Consider the following 19984-nt stretch of genomic DNA (forward strand, 5'->3'; position numbering starts at 1 on the left):
GCTTTTTCATGAGTAGAGGAGGCATTAATAACCCGTTGGGACATTTTATTTAAAGGCAATTGTCCCGGCAGTTATTAATTGCCTCCTTTTGCTATATCTGTCGCAGCTTGGCCGCAGCCTTTTCCAGGGTTGCCTGCTTCTTGGCAAAGCAGAACCGGATCACATGGTTATCTTTTCCATCGCGGTAAAAGGCGGATACCGGGATTACAGCTACGCCAAAATCTTTGGTCATGCGGACGGCAAAATCTTTGTCGCCCTCATCGGAAATACGATCGTATTTCATCAGCTGAAAATAACTGCCCTCACTGGCTAATGGCGTGAAGCGGGTATCTTTCATCAGCTCCAGAAAATAATCCCGTTTTTGCTGGTAAAACGCAGGCAGTTCGAGATAATGGGAAGGTGTTTCCAGGAACCTGGCCAGGCCATATTGCATGGGGGTATTCACAGAAAAACACAGGTATTGATGTACTTTACGGTATTCTTTCATCAGGTGCTCCGGCGCTACGCAGTAGCCCATTTTCCAACCGGTATTATGAAATACTTTCCCAAAAGAAAAAGTGACGAAGCTGTTACGGTAAATAGCCGGATAGCGTAATATGCTATGGTGCTGCGCACCATCGAAAATCAGGTGCTCATATACTTCGTCCGATAACACCAGCAGGTTAAACTCTTCCACTAACTTCTCCAGCTCCCGGATATCGTTTTCCTGTAAAATACTTCCTGTTGGATTATGCGGTGTATTGAGCATAATCATTTTGGTACGGGGCGTTATTTTGGCGCGCACTTCATTCCAGTTGATCCGGTATTCCGGGAACGATAGCGGGATGAGTACCGGCGTGCCTCCATTTACCAGTACATTGGGAATGTAGCTATCGTATGCCGGTTCAAAAATGATGACTTCATCACCGGGACGTATACACGTAGCAATGGCGGTAAAGATGGCATAAGTGCCGCCAGGTGTAATAGTAATTTCGGTGTCGGGGCTAACGGATTGCCGGTAGAGGTGACTTATTTTTTCAGCGATCGCGGTTCTGAGCGGCATCAGTCCCGGCATAGGCGCATATTGGTTATGTCCTTGCTGCATGGCTTCATTCACCAGTGCTTTCAGCTCATCACTGCAATCGTAGTCAGGAAATCCCTGTGAGAGGTTAATCGCCTGGTGGGTGGCCGCCAGGGACGACATAACGGTAAATATGGTAGTACCTACGTCGGGGAGTTTAGAGATCATTACCTGTTTTTTAGATATTGAAATTTAGCTATTTAGTGGCAAAGCGCAGGGCTTTTCCAGCGCTAAATATCTAAATTTCAATATCAAAAAACATAAAATCTTTAGAGGAACTTTTCGCCTTTATTGCGTTTTATTTCCGCTACATATTCCTTGATCTGTTGTTCATTGTCTTTTTTGCAGATCAGTAGTACGTCGCTGGTATCAATAACGATGAACTCATCGAGGCCCTGGAGCAGTACCAGCTTCTCGTTGGGCACTTTTACCATGCATTTGGTAGCATCGATTACGACTACGTTTTTGCCTTGTACGGCGTTGCCGAGGTAATCCTTTTCCAGGTTTTCGTAAGCAGAGGCCCAGGTACCCAGGTCGCTCCAGCCGAAATTAGATGGGATTACATATACGTTGCTGGCTTTTTCCATGATGCCATAGTCGATAGAAATGTTGGTACACTGAGGATATACCTGTTCAATTGCTTCTTTTTCCTGTGGTGTATTAAGGGCATAGGTGGCCTGTTCAAACAGCTCATCTATTTCCGGAAGATATTGTTTAAATGCCGCCAGGATAGTTTTTACATTCCATACAAAGATGCCGGCATTCCAGAGGAAGTCGCCGCTCTGGATAAAGGTTTTAGCCAGTTCCAGGTTGGGTTTTTCCGTGAATGTTTTCACCTGGTATACATTGTCGGCCACCGTTTGTGGTTCGAACTGTATGTATCCGTAGCCGGTATCAGGGCGGGTAGGCTTGATGCCCAGCGTTAGCAATGCACTGTTTTTCTGCACAAACAGCAGGGCGTTGAGGCAGGCATTGGTAAAGGCGGGTCCGTCCATAATCAGGTGATCTGCCGGTGCACAGATGATGTTGGCCAACGGATCTTGTTTATGGATTTTATGCGAGATATAAGCAACACAGGGGGCTGTATTTTTGCGGGAGGGCTCGCTCACAATATTGGCAGCAGGTAACTCCGGCAGTTGTTCACCCACTTTACCAGTATACTGGTGATGGGTGACTACGAATATGTTTTCCTTGGGAATGAACTGTGCAAAGCGTTCATATGTCCATTGAAGCAAGGTTTTCCCCGTGTTCAGGATATCCAAAAACTGTTTGGGGTTGTCTGTGCGGCTATGGGGCCAGAAGCGGCTGCCAATTCCCCCTGCCATTATTGCCACGTAAAAGTGGCTGTTCATTTGTGTCATTTCTAAATAATTCCTTCTCTAATTAAATCATGTAAGTGAATAATCCCTTGATATCGCGCTCCGTCCATTACCAGCAGTTGGGTAATATCGTGCTGGCGCATCATTTCTAATGCATTGACCGCCAGTTGATCCTGCTGTATCATTTTCGGATGTCGCGACATTATATCTTTGGCCGTTACAGCTGCTGTGGGAACATTTTTCTCCAGCATCCTGCGCAGGTCACCATCTGTAATTATACCTTTAAGTAATCCATTTTCATCCACTACGGCGGTAACACCCAGCATTTTAGATGAAATTTCCACAATTACTTCCCTTAAAGAGCTGTTTTCCAGTACCTGTGGGGAGAGATGTAACTTGCTGAGGTCTCCCACCCTGAGATACAATTTTTTTCCCAGGGCTCCTCCCGGGTGAAATTTTGCGAAATCAGCTGCCGTAAATCCATGCCATTCTATCAGGCATACCGCCAATGCATCCCCCATGGCCAGTTGTGCAGTGGTACTGGTAGTGGGTGCCAGGTTATTAGGGCAGGCTTCCTGGCTAACAGTTGTATTCAGTACAAAATCGGCTTCCAGGGCTAAAAATGAGCTGGTATTCCCCACCATGGCAATTAAAGTGTTGCCAAAATTCTTCACCAGTGGCACCAGTACTTTAATTTCCGCAGAGGTACCGCTTTTGGAGATACATAACACAATATCTTCTTCCCGGATCATCCCGAGGTCGCCATGAATAGCATCTGCCGCATGCATAAACAGTGCAGGGGTGCCGGTGGAATTCAGCGTGGCCACTATTTTCTGCGCAATAATGGCACTTTTCCCGATCCCGGTCACCACTAATCTCCCTTCACATTGTGCAATCCTTTCAACAACTTTCTCAAAATCTGCATTTATAAACTGCTGCAAATCATTAATAGCTGATGCTTCCAATGCAATAGTGCGTTTGGCTACGGCTCCTATATTGATAGTTTGATTCCTTTTCATGACGATTTACAAATTTATCATTTTTTAGTCAGCACTGGTACGCTCCGGTAATTTATATTGATACTCCGGGCTTTTTTAAGTAACTTCGTGTCCCCTAAAAAACATATAAATATATTTCGTCATTTGTTGGTTCTTTAGAGTTAAAATTTGAATGCAATGGCTGTTGTTAAGGAACGTTTGATGGATGCATTACGCGAACACTTCGGGTTCGATTCCTTTAAAGGAAATCAGGAAAAAATTATAAATAGCATCCTCTCAGGCAAAGATACTTTCGTTATAATGCCAACTGGTGGAGGCAAATCACTATGCTACCAATTACCCGCGCTAATGAGCCCGGGATGTGCATTAATAGTTTCGCCGCTTATTGCGCTGATGAAAAACCAGGTAGACCTGGTAAGAGGCTATAGCAGTAAAGACAATGTAGCCCACTTCTTAAACTCGACCTTATCCAAGGCGCAGATTAAAAAAGTGCGGGCCGACCTCACTGCTGGTAAAACCAAACTGTTATATGTAGCGCCGGAAACGCTTACAAAACAGGAAAACCTTGATTTCTTCAAGGAACTGGAAATATCATTTATTGCCGTAGATGAAGCACACTGTATTTCCGAATGGGGACACGATTTCAGGCCGGAATACCGCCGCCTGAAAGAAATGATAGACCAGATCAGTGACAAGCTGCCTATCATTGCCCTCACCGCCACAGCTACGCCTAAAGTACAAAGCGATATCGTAAAAAACCTGGGACTGAATAAAGCCAGTATCTTTATTTCCTCTTTCAACCGTCCTAACCTGTACTATGAAATCAGGCCAAAACGCAAAAAGGACCAGACGATCAAAGATATTGTCAAGTTCATTCACCAACATAAAGGTAAAAGCGGTATCATCTATACCCTGAACCGCAAAACCACCGAAGAACTGGCAGACATGCTGGTAGCCAATGGTGTGAAAGCCGTGGCCTACCACGCCGGCCTGGATCCCAGTACCAGGGCCCAACGTCAGGACATGTTCCTGCACGAAGACACAGAAGTCATTGTAGCCACCATCGCCTTCGGAATGGGTATCGACAAACCGGATGTCCGTTTTGTGATCCATTACAACATTCCAAAAAGCCTGGAAAACTACTACCAGGAAACCGGCCGCGCCGGCAGAGACGGACTGGAAGGGCATTGTATCTGCTACTACTCCCATAAAGACGTACAGAAACTGGAACACCTGATGCGGGATAAATCGCTCAGCGAACGCGAAATGGGCGCACAACTGATCAATGAAACAGTAGCCTATGCGGAAAGCGCTGTATGCCGCCGTAAAGTGATCCTGCACTACTTCGGAGAACATTTCGAAACAGAGAACTGCGGTCAGTGTGATAACTGCCGCAATCCGAAGGAAAAAATAGAAGTGAAAAACCGGGTCGTAATCATGTTGAAAGCTATTCGCGCCCTGGAAGAACGCTTTGGCAGCGAATATGTAATCAACGTTATCACCGGGAAAACCAGCCCCCAGATCAATACTTACCGCCACGATCAGCTGGATGTATTTGGTGAAGGGAAAGAATTTGATGCGCATTTCTGGAACTCCCTCATGCGGCAAATGATGCTGGAAGGACTGATAGAGAAAGATATTGAAGAGTATGGCCTCCTGAAAGTAACCGATAAAGGCACTAAATTCCTGAAAAAGCCCTACTCCATCATGGTAGCGCTCAATCATCAATTTGATGAAGACGCTGTAGACGATGAAGAAGAGGCCGCCGCAGAAGCCCATGCTGCTGCCGACCCCGTGCTGGTAGAAATGCTGAAGGAACTTCGGAAAAAAGTAGCCAAAGAAAAGAATCTCCCTCCTTTCGTGATCTTCCTGGAAACATCCCTGGAAGATATGGCCACCCAATATCCGACCACCGTCCAGGAACTCGAAAAAATACAGGGTGTCAGCAAAGGAAAAGCAATTCGCTACGGCAAGCAATTCCTTGACGTAATTACCCGTTACGTGGAAGAAAATAATATCACCAAGCCGGATGACTTCGTGATGAAGAGCGTGGTAAATAAAAGCGGCATGAAGGTATTCATCATCCAGAATATCGACAAAAAAATACCGCTGGAAACTATCGCCAAAAACAAGGAGCTGAGCCTCTCCCAACTGCTCGATGAAATGGAAACTATCGTTGCCAGTGGTACCAAACTAAATATCGACTACTGCCTCGACGAAGAACTGGACGATTATGCCCAGGATGAAATCATGGAATATTTCAAGGGCTGCGAAACCTCCAGTCTCGCTTTGGCCAGGGAAGAACTCATTGAAAATGATTACACCCTGGAACAACTAAAACTGGTACGTATCAAATTCCTGGTCGTATATGGTAACTAAACCGGCCAACAACAAGTAATAGCAAGATGAACATTCAATATATTCAGGAAACCATTGCTGCCAACCGGCAGAAAGTAGTAGCGCACCCCTTATACGCTGAACTTCAAACACTGGAAGACGTGCGCACTTTTATGCAGTATCATGTTTATGCGGTATGGGATTTTATGTCACTGCTTAAAGCGCTGCAACAACAACTCACCTGTGTAAACGTTCCCTGGGTACCTGTTGGCAACGCCGCCACCCGCTACCTGATCAACGAAATTGTTACCGGGGAAGAAAGTGATATTGACCATACCGGCGCCCGTTGCAGTCATTTTGAATTGTATGAACGGGCCATGTTGCAGGCAGGCGCCGACTGTGCCCCTATAGAAGCGATTATAGCTGATGTAAAAGCAGGGAAGCCTATCCGCCACATCCTGGATAATTCATCGCTTCCTGAGGCTGTAAAGGGGTTTCTTGGCTTTACTTTTGAAGTAATTGCTACCGGCAAAGCCCACGTTATGGCAGCCGTATTTACTTTTGGACGGGAAGACCTCATCCCCGATATGTTCCTGGCACTCGTAAAAGATCTTGACAGAAAATTTCCCGGAAAGCTGGACCTGTTCATTTATTATCTCGAAAGACATATCGAAGTAGATGGCGATCATCATAGCCAACTGGCCATGCAAATGGTGAGCGAACTATGCGGACAAGATACAGATAAATGGCAGGAGGCCGCCGAATATGCCCGCCAGTCGCTGCATTGGCGCCATCAATTGTGGAGTGGTATCCGGTCGGAAAAAGTAGTTTTATAAAATTTCTTGAAAAAAATTTTGCAATTCAAAAGATTGTCTTACTTTTGCAATCCCCTCACGAGAGAGGGCAACAAAAACGGATGGTGCGGTAGCTCAGTTGGTAGAGCAAAGGACTGAAAATCCTTGTGTCGCCGGTTCGATCCCGGCTCACACCACGAAGAAAAAGGGAATTTTACTTTACGGTAAAGTTCCCTTTTTTATTTGTCTATACTTTTTCCGCCAGAAAAGCAATCAATTGTGCACATGGCAGGAACAGTAGCTGCGCAAGTAAAGTCCCACCCACCCTGGCCAGCACCATATAGCTGATATACTTCCGGAAAGAACTTTCCGCCAGCTTTCCCAATACAACATCATCTGTAAGAATGGATAAATGCGGATCAATAAATAACGCCATCAATACCGTTGCCACCCCATTAATGACGCCGGATAAATTACTGGCGGTCGTTCTATAGGAAGGGTTCAGATAGGCCGCATATACACAGGATAAAACTGAAATGGTGATAACAGCTGTTGCCACCAGGTTATATAAAAAAATACGCCAGGGAAAATTACGCTGATCTGGCAACTCCAGTAAATGCTCCCGGGAAGGCATCTTCAGAGTTTCTTTTATAAACAGCATGCCCGCTCCCGAAAATCCCAGGTAAAATAGCCGGGGTATAGACTTATGGACGCTGAAATGAGCTACTGCCCCGGATAATAATCGCTGAAAAGTAGGTATCAAAAAAGCGCCCAAAACAGATCCTACTGTACAGGATAAAATAATATACCTGAATACCAGCATATTGGATGATACGTGCTGCTGCAGATCCTGCTCCACCGTTTTCGCCAATAAAGGCGCCTGCAACGTATTTGCCGTACGGGAGAATAAAACCAATATGTTAAACAATGAAAAAGTAATCGCTATTCTTCCTGTTCTGACGCCTACAATCCGTACCGCATATGACAAGGTAGTGATCAGGTTTATCAGCAATGTGAGAATAAGAACGAAGATAATCTGGGTAGACATAAGTAATTTTTGTGAGGCCTCTTAAAATTACTACTTCCACCCCAACCTTCAAAAGAAAGACTAGTCTTACGGTCAGCTGCTATGCTCCTTACATACTTCAGCTGCTGTGCAGTGAAATGTCTCCATAAAAGCCAGGTACATTTCCAGGCTCTTTTCAATCCTCTCGGTGGTGGCACGATGTTCCAGCCCATAGAAAGCAAACAATGGCTGGTAATCTGCCAGTACATACCGGAAGGTGATTTCAAAAGGGGTGGTTAGCTCGTTTAACGTGTACTTGTACTTACCGTCAGCAGTATAGTCCTGCTCATCAATGCCAACAGAAATGGCCAGCGCCACCTTTTTCTCCTTCATTTTATATCCGCTCTTACTGCCATATGCCCAGCCATGGGTAAGTACCTCATCCAGCCATTTTTTTAGCAGCGGGGGACAATTAAACCAGTAAAACGGAAACTGGAAAACAATGGTCTCATGCTGTTCCAATAATGCCTGCTCCTTTTGAACATCTATTTCACCGGATGGATAAGCCGCATATAAATCATGCACCCGGTATTTATCGGGATATTGCTGCAATGCGGCTGTCCATTTTTTGTTTACTACCGATGTTTCCATATCCGGATGAATCACTATCACCAATATCTTGCTCATATCTTGCTATCTATTTTTAACTCTGTGCAAAAATATTTAAGTTGCCGCTGAAATCGGGCATGGAAGCCCAATGTATGGAGCTAACAAAAGTGTAAGTATGAGCAAAATAAAATCAACATCGACTCACGATGAAAACAAACGCATGCTGGAGGCAGAATGCCCGGAAATATATGCTTCCAACCTGATCAACGGGCAATGGACGGTGGCCATCTGCTGCTACCTCGGCGCCGGGAAAATGCGTTTTGCCACCCTGAAGAAAAAGCTGCCTACCATCACAGATCGGATGTTGACACTAGAGCTGCGCAAAATGGAAGAAAAGGGGTTAATCACCAGAACCATTTTTGCAGAAGTGCCCGTGCGCGTGGAGTACGAATTAACACCTATTGGACATGAACTAACCCCTGTCATTCAACAACTGGAAATCTGGGGTAAAAAGCACAAAGCGTTGTTCGATAAACAATAACCGTCTCTTTTCCTATTGAAATAAGAGTAGGCAAAATCGCACACGATAAGTAAACACCGAACTTTCTTCTTGGGAAGAAAGTATTTCACTACTTTTCCGGAAAAGAACAATGAAATCCCTTCTTTACCTACTTGCCGCAATAGTATTACCTGCCTATGCCTTTGCGCAAAAGATCGACCTGAAAGTAAACGCTGGCGGCAACCTTAGCCTGCTTCCCAATTTTGATAACCAGATTGTTATTGTTAATGGCTTTCTTATCCCAGGCTTTATCAGTGTCAACAATACAGCCAACCCTCTAATGGTCACTACTTCTAAATCTGTTACCAGGACCCAACCAGGCTTTTACCTAGACGTTGAAGCAGGAAAGACTTTTTGCCATAACTGGAAGATTTCCCTTTCACTGGGCGTCAGCCAGATCAGGTATGATTATGATACCCATATTTCACAATCATTCTATAAAAATGATTTTAATCTCAGCGACCTGACCTCCAAATATGGTAATACCAAACTTACTTATCTCACTTCCCGGCCTTTAAACGTTTCTTACAGCTTTGGTAAACTTTCCTTACAAACCGGACCTGTTGTCAGTTACCTGGTCGCTAAAAAGATCTCAAATTATGTAGTGCTCAACAATGCCAGTTCAGGAGAGGCCATTGGTGGCTTCTTCGAAACAAAAGGCGATGCACAGCAATTCCTCTTTGGCGCACATCTGAATGCTCGTCTCGAGGTAGCTAAAAACCTCGAAATTATGTTGGGCAGCCAATATTATTTCAATTCCCTTTACCAGTCAACAGGCACTTACCAACCTTTACATGATAAGAGCAAAGCACTCCAGGTACTACTGGGAATCAGTTATAACCTGAGCTCCCTTTTCTGATAATCAGCATATGATAGCGGGGATATTACAGAACAAACACTTCGGTAATATCCGCCTGAGATATCACTTCCAAAAAAGGTTGCCGCCCTCCCAGGCGACAACCACAACCCCTCAAAATAAAATGCAATGAAGCACTTTATGTAGTGTACAGATACTACGCTACACACCTACCGCCCTTTATCATCCTGGTGTCATTCGCAGTATCGCACCCTACTCTCCAACACAGTCCGCATTAACGCCTCTATTTCCTTCACCCGCTCATCAAAACGTAATTTCGATTGTGTTACCAACCGATCCAATATATGGATGGTTCCTCTATCTACATGTTGTTCCAGCAACAATAAATCACCATCGCTAATAATCCGCTTATCGAACCAGCTATTCCTGAGTACCAGGTAGTGAACATCCAGCCCCGACCGGTTCAAATACGCCAGTATCTCCTTTATATCTCTAATCCCATCATCAAATACAAGGCTGGCCGGAATCAGGAAAGATGTATCCGTTTCTGTATGAAAATGCAATGCCGATCTTATTCGCGCCAGCTGATCATCTGAACGATGGTTAGTATCGGAATTATTAACAACAATAAAGGGCGCATCTCCCAGGGAAGGCGCATGAATGGGTTGCTTAAAGGGGAAGAATAATCTTCTTAGAAATATTTGTTGCAGCGTCTTTGTCTTGCCTATGTGTGGGTAACCAACAATGACAAACAATTTCTTCGGGTTAAAATTCATACCCAAAACAACTATAAAAAAAAGCACAAACTGTTAATCAAATCTTAACAGTCATTTTTTTCTTTCAACAACAACCGGGATGGCTTATTGGCCTTATTCTACACTAAGACTTTTTACCGGGTTGGTAGCTACCAGGCGCCTGGTCATGCCCGTTATCACAACAGACACCAGCACCAACAACAACATATAAATACCGCTATACAACATTCCCTTTTATTTGTATTTTGTACGCTTATTCCTCGTAGATAAATAATCTGGTATGAAAAAACTATTGGCTATAGGCCTGCTCCTGTTGTCTGTCAGGATATCCGCACAGAACATCCGCATTACCACCCACAACATCAGCCTTGTTTACCACGTAAACCAGGAGGGGCGCCTGGTACAACAATATTTCGGGCCACAGCTCCGCCCCGAATATGCCGATACCCTGGTAAAAAAACAACAGGAAGCCTACATCACCGCTGGTATGGAAAGCCTCCTCGATCCTGCCATCCGCGTGGTACACAACGATGGGAACCCGTCCCTGGAACTGAAATATATTTCTCATACCTCAGCGCCAACTGCCCCCAACGTTACAGCTACCACCATTACGCTCCAGGATCCTGTATACCCCGTAACAGTTATCCTCCATTTTGAGGCGTATGATAAGGAAGATATTATCAAAGCATGGACGGAGATAAAGCATAACGAGAAAAAACCAATTCTCCTCACCGCCTACGCCTCTTCCATGCTGCATATAAATGCTGAAAAATACTGGCTAACCCAATTCCACGGCGATTGGGCCAAAGAAGTAAACATGCAGGAACAATACCTCACTGCCGGCATGAAAATACTGGACAGCAAACTGGGAACCCGCGCCAACATGTACCAATCCCCTATGTTCCTGTTGTCCTTAGATCAGCCTACCAGGGAGGAAAATGGAACAGTGCTGGCCGGAACCCTCGCCTGGACCGGTAATTTTAAATTCGGCTTTGAGGTAGATGAACACAATGCCCTGCATATCAACGCCGGCATCAATCCTTACGCCAGCGACTATACGCTAAAACCGGCGGAAGTGTTTACAACACCTGCTTTTATCTTCACTTTATCAGATAAAGGAAAAGGACAAGCCAGCCGTAACTTTCAACACTGGGCACTGAACTATGGTATACTGGATGGACATGGACCCCGGCTTACCCTTCTCAATAACTGGGAAGCCACTGGCATGGACTTCAACGAACAACGTCTTACAGGCCTCTTTGGCGGCGCCAAACAACTGGGAGTAGATCTGTTCCTCCTCGACGACGGCTGGTTTGCCAATAAATTTCCGCGCAACGAGGATAACGCCGGCCTGGGCGACTGGGAACCCAATACAGCCAAACTCCCCCATGGACTCGGCTACCTCGTAAAAGAAGCTGAAAAACAGGGCATTAAATTCGGTATCTGGCTGGAACCAGAAATGGTAAATCCCAAGAGTGAACTGTATACCAAACACCCCGACTGGATACTCCGCCTCCCTAACCGCGCAGAAAACTATTACCGCAACCAGATGGTACTGGACCTCACCAACCCGGCAGTACAGGACTTTGTATTTGGCGTGGTGGATAAAACCATGTCCGAAAATCCGGGAATCGCCTATATTAAATGGGATTGCAACCGTCTGCTCACCAATACCTACTCCCCCTATCTGAAAGAAAAACAATCACATCTCTTTATAGAATATACCCGTAGTCTATATAAAGTGTTCGAAAGGGTAAGAGCTAAATACCCACACCTGCCTATCATGCTTTGCTCCGGCGGCGGTGGACGTACCGACTACGGTGCCCTGAAATACTTTACGGAATTCTGGCCAAGTGATAATACCGATGGGCTTGAAAGAATTTATATCCAGTACGGGTATTCCCACTTCTTTCCATCCAATACCATGGCAGCACACGTTACCAACTGGGGCCATCAGTCGCTCAAGTTCCGTACAGATGTGGCTATGATGGGTAAGCTAGGTTATGATATTAAAGTAAGCGACTTCAATGACAAAGAACTGCAATTCAGCCACGACGCGGTAGAAACGTATAGGCGTATCAGTAATATTGTATGGTATGGCAACCTATACCGGCTGGTTTCTCCTTACCAGGAAAACAGGGCGGTATTTCAATATACCAGCGACGACCAAAAGAAAACAATTGTTTTTAACTACCTGATGAACGTTGGCAAAAATGATGTTTTTACGCCCGTAAAGCTCCTGGGCCTCGATCCTCAGCAGCAATACCGTATCAGGGAAATCAACCTGTTTCCAGGCACACACTCTCCATTTCACCTGGATAAACTGTATAGCGGCGATTTCTTGATGAAAGAAGGCATTCAATTGGCGCCAGGTGGTGGTCGGTCATTAACCAGCAATATCCTCGAAATAACGGCCGAATAAGGCCCTAAAAATAGCATGTCCTGCCTCCCCTTTTACCCCGGGGAAGCAGGGCATTTTTATGTACGCCAGCCACACAGGATAATACTTCCCGATTTACTATCTTCAACCCATCAAAATGCCGGCACATGCTTCCTTTCTCCGATATGCCCTATGGCTATGCACCAGTATACTGCTTTCCGCTCACGGGAATCTGTATGTATGTATTGTTGCTGATCTGCGGCTGGCATGCCGGAGGCAAAGGCATAGGCCACATATCCTGGTTGTTGGGCGGACTGGGCTTTGGTCTGCTACTGGAATACGTGAACGTAACTACCAGTAGCGGTTATCGCTATGGACAATTTTGGTTGATGCTCGGCACAGCACCCCGCAACATTCCTCTTTGTATTGGCTGCGGCTGGGCAGTGATCATTTATTCGTCACGTTTGTTTACCGATAATTTTGGGTTGCCGGTTTGGGCTGCGGCGGCACTGGATAGCCTGTTAGCGCTGAATATCGACCTGAGCATGGATGTAGTGGCATATCGCCTGCATATGTGGCATTGGGATTGGGCGGGCAAAGGACTATCTGCTCAAGCCCTCACAGGACAATGGTTTGGTGTTCCGTATGCCAATTTCTACGGCTGGCTGTTGGTCGTATTCTTCTATTCTCTTTTTGGACGGCTGCTGGAAAAACGACTGGTCACTGCCTCCTGGAAAGCCGCTATCCCGTTGCTTTCCATCTTAATTTCACAGGTAGCATTATGGCTATCACTGTTTCCAATAGCTGATTTACTAAAACAATATTTTGGTATCACCAGCGCACACCGATTGGTGGTATTGCTGTTACTATTCCTTTCATTGACAATTGCTGGGTACCTCAAAAGGAAGCAAACAGGCACGCATTATTTCCCGCTGGCGGCATGGATAGTGCCATTATGGTTCCACGTGTACTTTCTTGCCTGGCTCTTCCTGGGAGGCTTTTCGGGAGAAAACCGGTATATGACGGCTTTCTCCATCTGCAATGTGGTACTCGCTTTGGCTATACATTTGCCTATGTTGACAAAAAAGAAAAACATAACCATTTTAGCCCCAACGCGTTAATAATATATCTTGCTAACTGTTTAAACTCTTACGGCCGGTGAAAACGTTGATAGGCTACCTTACAGGCAACGAATGGCATCTTTATATCAAAATAGGCAGTACCGTGCTGTTGATCCTCATTTTTGTAGGGTTGGTGGCTACTATCCTCCTCGAAAACCGTAATCCTGTTAAAGCGATTGCTTATATCCTGGTGCTGGTATTTATCCCTATTGTAGGATTGATCGTATACTATTACCTGGGCAGGGACCTGCGTAAAAGACGACGGTTTACCCTAAAAGGTAGTAAAGATGAAGTATTGTTTTTACGATACTGGGAATCCCAGCGGGCCCAACTGGAGCAAATGCAGCTGGAGCTACGGCAACAGGCCGGTAGTAAGCAGGAACTTTCTGCTATGTTACTAAACACCCGGCAATCGGTACTGAGTAAGAATAACCAGGTACAATTGCTGATTAATGGAGAAGAAAAATTTCCGGCTGTATTCAGCGCCCTTAGGGCTGCTAAACACCATATCCATATAGAATATTATATGGTAGCGGCAGATGATGTCGGCAATGAGCTCACCGAAATATTGATCGAAAAATTAAATGTCGGCGTACAGGTGCGCTTCATTTACGATGATATGGGAAGCGACCGGATAGGAGATATTCCCAAACGACTACGCGAGCAGGGCGCCAGTGTATACACCTTTTCACCGGTACTGGTCGATTTCTACCTGAATGCCAATTACCGCAATCACCGGAAAATAATTGTGGTAGATGGTACCGTAGGATTCGTGGGAGGCATCAACCTGGATGAACGTTATATCAATAACGGTAAACACCCTACGTTTTGGCGCGACACGCATTTACGTATTGAAGGAGATGCTGTAAATATCCTGCAGCTGCAGTTCTTAATGAGCTACCGCTATTGCAGTAAAGAAATATTTCCTTTTGCGGAACCCTTCTTCCAACGGTCAGCGCTCACCGGCAATTGTTTCACAGACATAGTAGCCAGCGGCCCGGATTCTGAATGGCCGATAGCTATGCAAACCATCCTGATGGCCATCAATATTGCACAAAGGAGTATTCGTATCAGCAATCCTTATTTCATCCCCACGGAAGAATTACTGACAGCTTTGCAAATGGCAGCGCTGGCAGGTAAAGATGTACAACTTATGTTACCCTTGAAAGGGGATTCTTATATCGTACAACATGCGGCACTGTCATACATAAAACCCTTACTGGCTGCGGGCGTGAAGATATTCTTCTATACCCGTGGTTTTATTCATGCTAAAACGATGGTGATAGATAATAATCTTGCCTGGGTAAGTTCTGTAAACTTCGATAACCGCAGCTTTTATCTTAATTGTGAAATCGGTGCGCTGATATATGACCGGGAAGTAGCAGCAAAATTAAACAGGGCCTTTGATGAAGATCTCTTGTATGCTGTACCTGTACAGGAAACCCGTTGGAATAAGCGTAATGTGCTAAAGCGTTTTATGGATGCAGTATGCCGCTTGCTCACGCCATTACTATGAGTTGCGATCTTCCTCATCATCGAAGTCTAGAAATTCCCCGTTGTCTTCTTCCAGGTCCTGGTGCCGGTCGCCACCTATGCTATAAATGTTATTTTCCTCATCTTCCTGCCCTATCGCTTCCTCCTCATCATCTAATTCGGATCCCGGAACATCCAGGTCATCTCCCACTTTGTCCTTACGCCAGGTTTCTTCCTGCTCATCATCCCCTTCAGCACGTTTCTTTTTTTCACTCGGCAATTCGCTGTTATGGCGGAATGAGCCGGTAAGCGCATTCATGTCTACATCTACCTCCATATCCCTGTTTCGCTTGCTCATAATATCCTCTCCGGAAGGGTATTCAGGATATCCCGGAAAATCTTCCTGTTCTTTATCGTTGTATTCAGTAGCCTTTTTGCCTGGTTTATTTTTGTTACTCATAATCAACACATTTTAGCATGAATAATCCTGCGAACGCAGCAGACATTACCATGATTGATAACAACCTAAAATGGTGATTGTTTACGGTAGCAAAAGCGCCGTTCAGCGCTTTTTGCCTACCAGGTTAACCTGAAGAGATACTCCAGCGGAATAGAGTTTTACCTGGCCCAGCCCTACTCCGCGAAGTGGTATTTTGGCATAAGGTTGAACACCTATAATTAATTTCCTGCCGGCAGGATGCTGATAAAGCGCACCTACATTCAGGATAGCCAGGTAATGCTGATTTTCATTCTCCACTGTTTTCTCGGCTTCCGGCCCATATTTGTAATAATACTGGTATTTCTCTTTCAACATAAAATAGTTGGAGAGCCCCAGTGTGGCACTCACCGTATTATTTTTTACTTCTAAAAAGGTATAGTTCGCATTTACCGGTATATCGAGCACATCACAGTTGGCATTTACTTTTACCAATCCATAGGTATTGGGATAACCGGACATATTATAATCCTTATCAGTAGCACCATATATTTTCTTGCTATATACCGCACCTGTAGTTACAAACCAATGTTTGTTAAAATAATAATGTGCCAATATGCCGGCATTGAAACCAACTTTTCCATAGTTCATGGAAGGCGCCACATTCAAGTCAGGACCAAGTGTAACACCTACGTATAATCCCTTACTATTTATTTTCCTCCTGTTAACTTTATTTTCCTGCGTTGCCGGAATAGCTGTATTAACAGGTATTTCATGGATGTCTCCAATTTTCGTATATACGTTAACGTTATTAACATTTTTTATCTTAACCGGATGGATATCTGTATAAATCGCCGGTGTAGCATCAGTGATATCTGTATGCCCGGTTTCCTTACCAGGACTATAAATACCGTTGTCTGATACTGTTTTTTTAGTGAGAGGATTAACTGGGTTAATCACTTGCTGATTCAATTGCCGGGTAGCAACATCAGGTATTGGGAGATGGATAACCGGCGCAGTAGCTTTTCCTTTGTCGCTGGTTGTCACGGGATTACCTATATGCCCAGTGGTTTGCTGAGCAGCAGAGGCATGGTTATCAACACCTGATGCGTGACCTGGTTGCTGGGATGGCCTGCTTTCATTTGCAGGTGTAGTGTTGTTGGTAGTAATTGTTTTATTTGTTGTGGTTTGTTGAGACGCATTTTCTTTAGGGATTTCCAGCACAGCGGTTTGCTGCGGTTGTTTACGTTCTTTTGGCGGCTGTACCATCCACCAACCCAGTCCTCCAAGTATTGGCAATAGTACAAACCACCACCAGGCGGCTGGGCGTTTTTTGCGCTTGCCATCCAGCAGTGATTCCATTTTAGTCCACGCATCCTGGTCAAAAGGAATATCTCCTTCATTCAGCTTATTCCGGATGCTATTTTCAAACGCGTCATTCATTGTTTATACTAATGCATATTTATGTCTATCCCATCTGCAATGTTCATAGATGACTTTATGATTCTCTCCTTCAGTATTTTTTTCGCTTTAAATAAATTCGATTTGGAGGTTCCTTCTGAGATACGCAGCATAGCAGCTATTTCCTGGTGCTGAAACCCTTCCATCACGTATAGGTTAAAGACAGTCCTATAAGCCGGTGGCAATGCTTGTACATGCCGGAGCAGTTCTTCATAGGACAACTTGTCGATTGTTGTTTCATCCGTGGTGGGTTCAGCAACCTGGCTGATATCATCCATAAATATCAGCCGCTTTTTACTACGCAAAAAATCAATGGACGTGTTAACCATGATTTTGCCTAGCCATGTTTTAAATGACCTGCTGGTATCAAATGACTGGATATGATTAAATATTTTGAGGAAACCATCGTTAAGAATCTCCACCGCTTCTTCTCTATTTTGTGCATACCGCAAACAAATACTGAGCCCATACCCAAAGAAGTTTCGGTATAACGCCTCCTGGCTGCTGCGTTCTTTTTTGCAGCAACCGGCAATGAGATCATTAATATTTGTCAGATCCTGCACAAAAAATTTCTTGCCTTCGTTTTTCTTTTAAATGCGTTCCTTCCTATTCGGGAAAATGATGGTTGATACTGATTTATTAAAATCAATCATACTAATGATACGAGCCCGGCATAAAAATGGTTGCTTTTCATTCAAAAAATATATCCATCATCAAAAAACGTATTTTCAGCCCTTTAGTTCACCTCACCCCTGTTTTTAACACATCTATCCGGCTTCTCCCGGTTATGCGAAATTTACCCACTTTATGAAGGCCGATTTTTCGGCTTTTTTACTATTTTTTTTGAAATATATCCCTAAAAAAGAGAAAAGCGGGCAAACTGTAAAACAATCTGCCCGCTTCAAAATGATAGGTAATATTTTTATCGTCCCATGTAAACCATCAGGATTTGTACATCGCTCGGATTTACACCGCTAATACGACTCGCCTGTCCCAAAGTATGAGGACGTATTTTATTAAATTTCTGCCGGGCCTCCGTCGATAATGATACCAGCTTTCCATAATCAAAGTTGGCCGGAATTACCAGGTCTTCCAGTTGACTCATTTTTTGTACCAGTTCATTTTCCTTTTCAATGTATACATCGTACTTGATCTGGATTTCTGCCTGTTCCAATATTTCCTTGTTAAAGCCGGAAAGTGCCTCTCCGATTTTTGCTACCTGTTCTTTCATGGCAAAAATATCCAAACCCGGGCGCAGTAATATCTGGTGTGCCTTCTGTTTTTGGGTTAATGGAGCAGAAGATCTGGCTTCCAGTAATGCCGCTATTTCTTCCGGTTCTACCGATAGTTCCTTCAGGATACGTTTAATTTGTTCTACCCCGCTTTTCTTTTCCTGTACTTTCTGCATCCTTTCTTCTTTAGCGAGTCCCATTTTATAGCTCCTTTCAGTTAAGCGCAGATCAGCATTATCCTGGCGAAGTAGTGTTCTGAACTCTGCCCGGGAGGTAAACATCCGGTAGGGTTCTTCTGTCCCTTTGTTAATCAGATCATCGATAAGCACTCCAATATAGGCTTCACTTCTTTTCAGGATAAAAGGATCTTGTTCGGTTGCCTTCAGGTGAGCATTGATACCAGCCATAATACCCTGGCAAGCGGCTTCCTCATAACCGGTAGTACCGTTTATTTGTCCCGCGAAGAACAGGTTCTGAACATGCTTTGTTTCCAGGGAAAACTGCAGCTGGGTAGGTGGGAAAAAGTCGTATTCTATGGCATAACCTGGTCTGAACATCCGGCAATTCTCAAATCCTGGTACCAGGCGAAGTGCTTTCATTTGTACATCTTCAGGCAGGGAGGTAGAGAACCCATTTACATAGATTTCCACCGTATCCCAACCTTCCGGCTCCACAAATAACTGGTGGCGTTCTCTTTCTGCGAAGCGGTTTATCTTATCTTCAATGCTTGGACAGTAGCGGGGACCTGTTCCCTGGATACGTCCCTGGAACATGGGCGATCTGTCGAAGCCGGTACGTAACATCTCATGTACTGCCTCGCTGGTATATGTAATCCAGCAACTCCGTTGTTGAACTGGTTTAATTCGTTCTACATCCAGGTAAGAGAATCCTACAATTTCATCATCTCCTTTCTGTTCTTCCATTTTGGAATAGTCGAGACTACGTCCATCAATACGGGGAGGCGTGCCTGTTTTAAGACGATCGCTTTCAAAGCCCAGGGAAACTAATTGCTCGGTGATACCTGTGGCGGCTTTTTCTGCCACACGACCTCCACCAAACTGTTTATCTCCAATATGTATTACCCCATTCAGGAAGGTGCCATTGGTTAATACCACCGCCTTTGCCTGTATTTCGTGACCGAGTCCGGTAATTACACCATAACAACGGCCATCTTTTACCAGGAGTCCTTTCACCATATCCTGGTAGAAATCTACGTTCGGGGTTTTCTCCAGGGCTTCCCTCCATTTGGCAGCAAAAAGCATACGGTCGTTCTGTGTGCGGGGACTCCACATAGCAGGTCCTTTAGAACGGTTCAACATCCTGAACTGGATCATCGACTGATCCGTAACAATTCCGGAGTATCCTCCCAGGGCATCTATTTCTCTTACAATCTGTCCTTTTGCAATCCCTCCCATGGCTGGATTACAGCTCATCTGGGCAATAGTTTGCATATTCATGGTCACCAACAATACCTTGGAGCCCATATTAGCGGCAGCGGCGGCAGCTTCACAACCGGCATGCCCTGCGCCTACAACAATTATATCGTACGATGGAAACATAATAACTTTTAGAAAGTGCAAAATTACGTAGAAGAAGGGAGATTGTCTGGATAAACTACAATGTTCCA

The 19984-nt window shown here is 44.8% G+C and carries 17 protein-coding genes and 1 tRNA gene; 8 read left to right on the forward strand and 10 right to left on the reverse strand.

The features are described from left to right. Positions 1 to 91: 91 nt before the first annotated feature. The 3 genes from HGH91_RS09830 to HGH91_RS09840 all read right to left on the reverse strand — a co-directional run bounded on the left by HGH91_RS09830 (position 92) and on the right by HGH91_RS09840 (position 3398). A complete protein-coding gene (locus HGH91_RS09830; RefSeq protein WP_168738282.1) occupies positions 92 to 1228 on the reverse strand; it encodes a methionine aminotransferase in 1137 nt (378 codons plus the stop codon). A 101-nt stretch (positions 1229 to 1329) separates the two neighbouring features. Further along, entirely contained in the window at positions 1330 to 2412 is a 1083-nt protein-coding gene (locus HGH91_RS09835; RefSeq protein WP_168738283.1) for a mannose-1-phosphate guanylyltransferase, read from the reverse strand. Between the two features lie 11 nt (positions 2413 to 2423). Beyond that, a complete protein-coding gene (locus tag HGH91_RS09840; RefSeq protein WP_168738284.1) occupies positions 2424 to 3398 on the reverse strand; it encodes an SIS domain-containing protein in 975 nt (324 codons plus the stop codon). A gap of 156 nt (positions 3399 to 3554) precedes the next feature. Here HGH91_RS09840 and recQ point away from each other — a divergent pair, with 156 nt between their 5' ends. The 3 genes from recQ to HGH91_RS09855 all read left to right on the forward strand — a co-directional run bounded on the left by recQ (position 3555) and on the right by HGH91_RS09855 (position 6705). Beyond that, complete coding sequence (gene recQ, locus HGH91_RS09845) at positions 3555 to 5756, forward strand: DNA helicase RecQ (RefSeq protein WP_168738285.1); 2202 nt, start codon at positions 3555 to 3557, stop codon at positions 5754 to 5756. A gap of 26 nt (positions 5757 to 5782) precedes the next feature. After that, positions 5783 to 6550: a DUF3050 domain-containing protein gene (locus tag HGH91_RS09850; RefSeq protein WP_168738286.1), complete on the forward strand. Its 768-nt coding sequence runs from the start codon at positions 5783 to 5785 to the stop codon at positions 6548 to 6550. Positions 6551 to 6632: 82 nt separating this feature from the next. Then, positions 6633 to 6705, forward strand: a tRNA-Phe gene (locus HGH91_RS09855). Positions 6706 to 6755: 50 nt separating this feature from the next. On the opposite strand, the gene HGH91_RS09860 is transcribed toward HGH91_RS09855, so the two are convergent. Then, positions 6756 to 7556, reverse strand: coding sequence for a lipid II flippase Amj family protein (locus HGH91_RS09860; protein ID WP_168738287.1), 801 nt, complete (start codon positions 7554 to 7556; stop codon positions 6756 to 6758). Positions 7557 to 7628: 72 nt separating this feature from the next. Next, complete coding sequence (locus tag HGH91_RS09865) at positions 7629 to 8201, reverse strand: NAD(P)H-dependent oxidoreductase (RefSeq protein WP_168738288.1); 573 nt, start codon at positions 8199 to 8201, stop codon at positions 7629 to 7631. Positions 8202 to 8298: 97 nt separating this feature from the next. On the opposite strand from HGH91_RS09865, the gene HGH91_RS09870 reads away from it, so the two are divergent. Next, positions 8299 to 8664, forward strand: coding sequence for a winged helix-turn-helix transcriptional regulator (locus HGH91_RS09870; protein ID WP_168738289.1), 366 nt, complete (start codon positions 8299 to 8301; stop codon positions 8662 to 8664). A gap of 109 nt (positions 8665 to 8773) precedes the next feature. After that, the gene (locus tag HGH91_RS09875; RefSeq protein ID WP_168738290.1) at positions 8774 to 9541 is read left to right on the forward strand and encodes a hypothetical protein; all 768 of its coding nucleotides are present in this window, start codon (positions 8774 to 8776) and stop codon (positions 9539 to 9541) included. A gap of 191 nt (positions 9542 to 9732) precedes the next feature. Here HGH91_RS09875 and HGH91_RS09880 read toward each other — a convergent pair whose 3' ends face one another. Beyond that, positions 9733 to 10275 carry a hypothetical protein gene (locus tag HGH91_RS09880; protein WP_168738291.1) on the reverse strand — a complete coding sequence of 181 codons (543 nt, stop codon included), beginning with the start codon at positions 10273 to 10275 and terminating at the stop codon, positions 9733 to 9735. Positions 10276 to 10534: 259 nt separating this feature from the next. Here HGH91_RS09880 and HGH91_RS09885 point away from each other — a divergent pair, with 259 nt between their 5' ends. The 3 genes from HGH91_RS09885 to cls all read left to right on the forward strand — a co-directional run bounded on the left by HGH91_RS09885 (position 10535) and on the right by cls (position 15271). Further along, a complete protein-coding gene (locus HGH91_RS09885; protein WP_168738292.1) occupies positions 10535 to 12676 on the forward strand; it encodes an alpha-galactosidase in 2142 nt (713 codons plus the stop codon). 125 nt (positions 12677 to 12801) lie between these two features. Then, positions 12802 to 13755 carry a carotenoid biosynthesis protein gene (locus tag HGH91_RS09890; protein ID WP_168738293.1) on the forward strand — a complete coding sequence of 318 codons (954 nt, stop codon included), beginning with the start codon at positions 12802 to 12804 and terminating at the stop codon, positions 13753 to 13755. 37 nt (positions 13756 to 13792) lie between these two features. Then, positions 13793 to 15271, forward strand: a complete 1479-nt coding sequence (gene cls / locus HGH91_RS09895; protein WP_168738294.1) for a cardiolipin synthase — start codon at positions 13793 to 13795, stop codon at positions 15269 to 15271. On the opposite strand, the gene HGH91_RS09900 is transcribed toward cls, so the two are convergent. From HGH91_RS09900 to mnmG, 4 genes are all read right to left on the reverse strand, one after another. Continuing rightward, a complete protein-coding gene (locus tag HGH91_RS09900; protein ID WP_168738295.1) occupies positions 15266 to 15688 on the reverse strand; it encodes a hypothetical protein in 423 nt (140 codons plus the stop codon). The genes cls and HGH91_RS09900 overlap by 6 nt on opposite strands. Positions 15689 to 15790: 102 nt before the next feature. Next, entirely contained in the window at positions 15791 to 17107 is a 1317-nt protein-coding gene (locus tag HGH91_RS09905; RefSeq protein WP_168738296.1) for an outer membrane beta-barrel protein, read from the reverse strand. A gap of 8 nt (positions 17108 to 17115) precedes the next feature. Then, positions 17116 to 17688 carry an RNA polymerase sigma factor gene (locus tag HGH91_RS09910; protein WP_168738297.1) on the reverse strand — a complete coding sequence of 191 codons (573 nt, stop codon included), beginning with the start codon at positions 17686 to 17688 and terminating at the stop codon, positions 17116 to 17118. Positions 17689 to 18047: 359 nt separating this feature from the next. After that, positions 18048 to 19916: a tRNA uridine-5-carboxymethylaminomethyl(34) synthesis enzyme MnmG gene (gene mnmG, locus HGH91_RS09915; RefSeq protein ID WP_168738298.1), complete on the reverse strand. Its 1869-nt coding sequence runs from the start codon at positions 19914 to 19916 to the stop codon at positions 18048 to 18050. Between the last annotated feature and the right edge of the window lie 68 nt (positions 19917 to 19984).

The organism is Chitinophaga eiseniae, assembly GCF_012641265.1.
Lineage (GTDB): Bacteria > Bacteroidota > Bacteroidia > Chitinophagales > Chitinophagaceae > Chitinophaga > Chitinophaga eiseniae_A.

What these genes read in the sequence shown, in the direction of transcription:
- HGH91_RS09830 (WP_168738282.1), bottom strand. Translation starts at nt 1,228, where the DNA reads ATGATCTCTAAACTCCCCGACGTAGGTACTACCATATTTACCGTTATG.
- HGH91_RS09835 (WP_168738283.1), bottom strand. Translation starts at nt 2,412, where the DNA reads ATGAACAGCCACTTTTACGTGGCAATAATGGCAGGGGGAATTGGCAGC.
- HGH91_RS09840 (WP_168738284.1), bottom strand. Translation starts at nt 3,398, where the DNA reads ATGAAAAGGAATCAAACTATCAATATAGGAGCCGTAGCCAAACGCACT.
- recQ (WP_168738285.1), top strand. Translation starts at nt 3,555, where the DNA reads ATGGCTGTTGTTAAGGAACGTTTGATGGATGCATTACGCGAACACTTC.
- HGH91_RS09850 (WP_168738286.1), top strand. Translation starts at nt 5,783, where the DNA reads ATGAACATTCAATATATTCAGGAAACCATTGCTGCCAACCGGCAGAAA.
- HGH91_RS09860 (WP_168738287.1), bottom strand. Translation starts at nt 7,556, where the DNA reads ATGTCTACCCAGATTATCTTCGTTCTTATTCTCACATTGCTGATAAAC.
- HGH91_RS09865 (WP_168738288.1), bottom strand. Translation starts at nt 8,201, where the DNA reads ATGAGCAAGATATTGGTGATAGTGATTCATCCGGATATGGAAACATCG.
- HGH91_RS09870 (WP_168738289.1), top strand. Translation starts at nt 8,299, where the DNA reads ATGAGCAAAATAAAATCAACATCGACTCACGATGAAAACAAACGCATG.
- HGH91_RS09875 (WP_168738290.1), top strand. Translation starts at nt 8,774, where the DNA reads ATGAAATCCCTTCTTTACCTACTTGCCGCAATAGTATTACCTGCCTAT.
- HGH91_RS09880 (WP_168738291.1), bottom strand. Translation starts at nt 10,275, where the DNA reads ATGAATTTTAACCCGAAGAAATTGTTTGTCATTGTTGGTTACCCACAC.
- HGH91_RS09885 (WP_168738292.1), top strand. Translation starts at nt 10,535, where the DNA reads ATGAAAAAACTATTGGCTATAGGCCTGCTCCTGTTGTCTGTCAGGATA.
- HGH91_RS09890 (WP_168738293.1), top strand. Translation starts at nt 12,802, where the DNA reads ATGCTTCCTTTCTCCGATATGCCCTATGGCTATGCACCAGTATACTGC.
- HGH91_RS09900 (WP_168738295.1), bottom strand. Translation starts at nt 15,688, where the DNA reads ATGAGTAACAAAAATAAACCAGGCAAAAAGGCTACTGAATACAACGAT.
- HGH91_RS09905 (WP_168738296.1), bottom strand. Translation starts at nt 17,107, where the DNA reads ATGAATGACGCGTTTGAAAATAGCATCCGGAATAAGCTGAATGAAGGA.
- mnmG (WP_168738298.1), bottom strand. Translation starts at nt 19,916, where the DNA reads ATGTTTCCATCGTACGATATAATTGTTGTAGGCGCAGGGCATGCCGGT.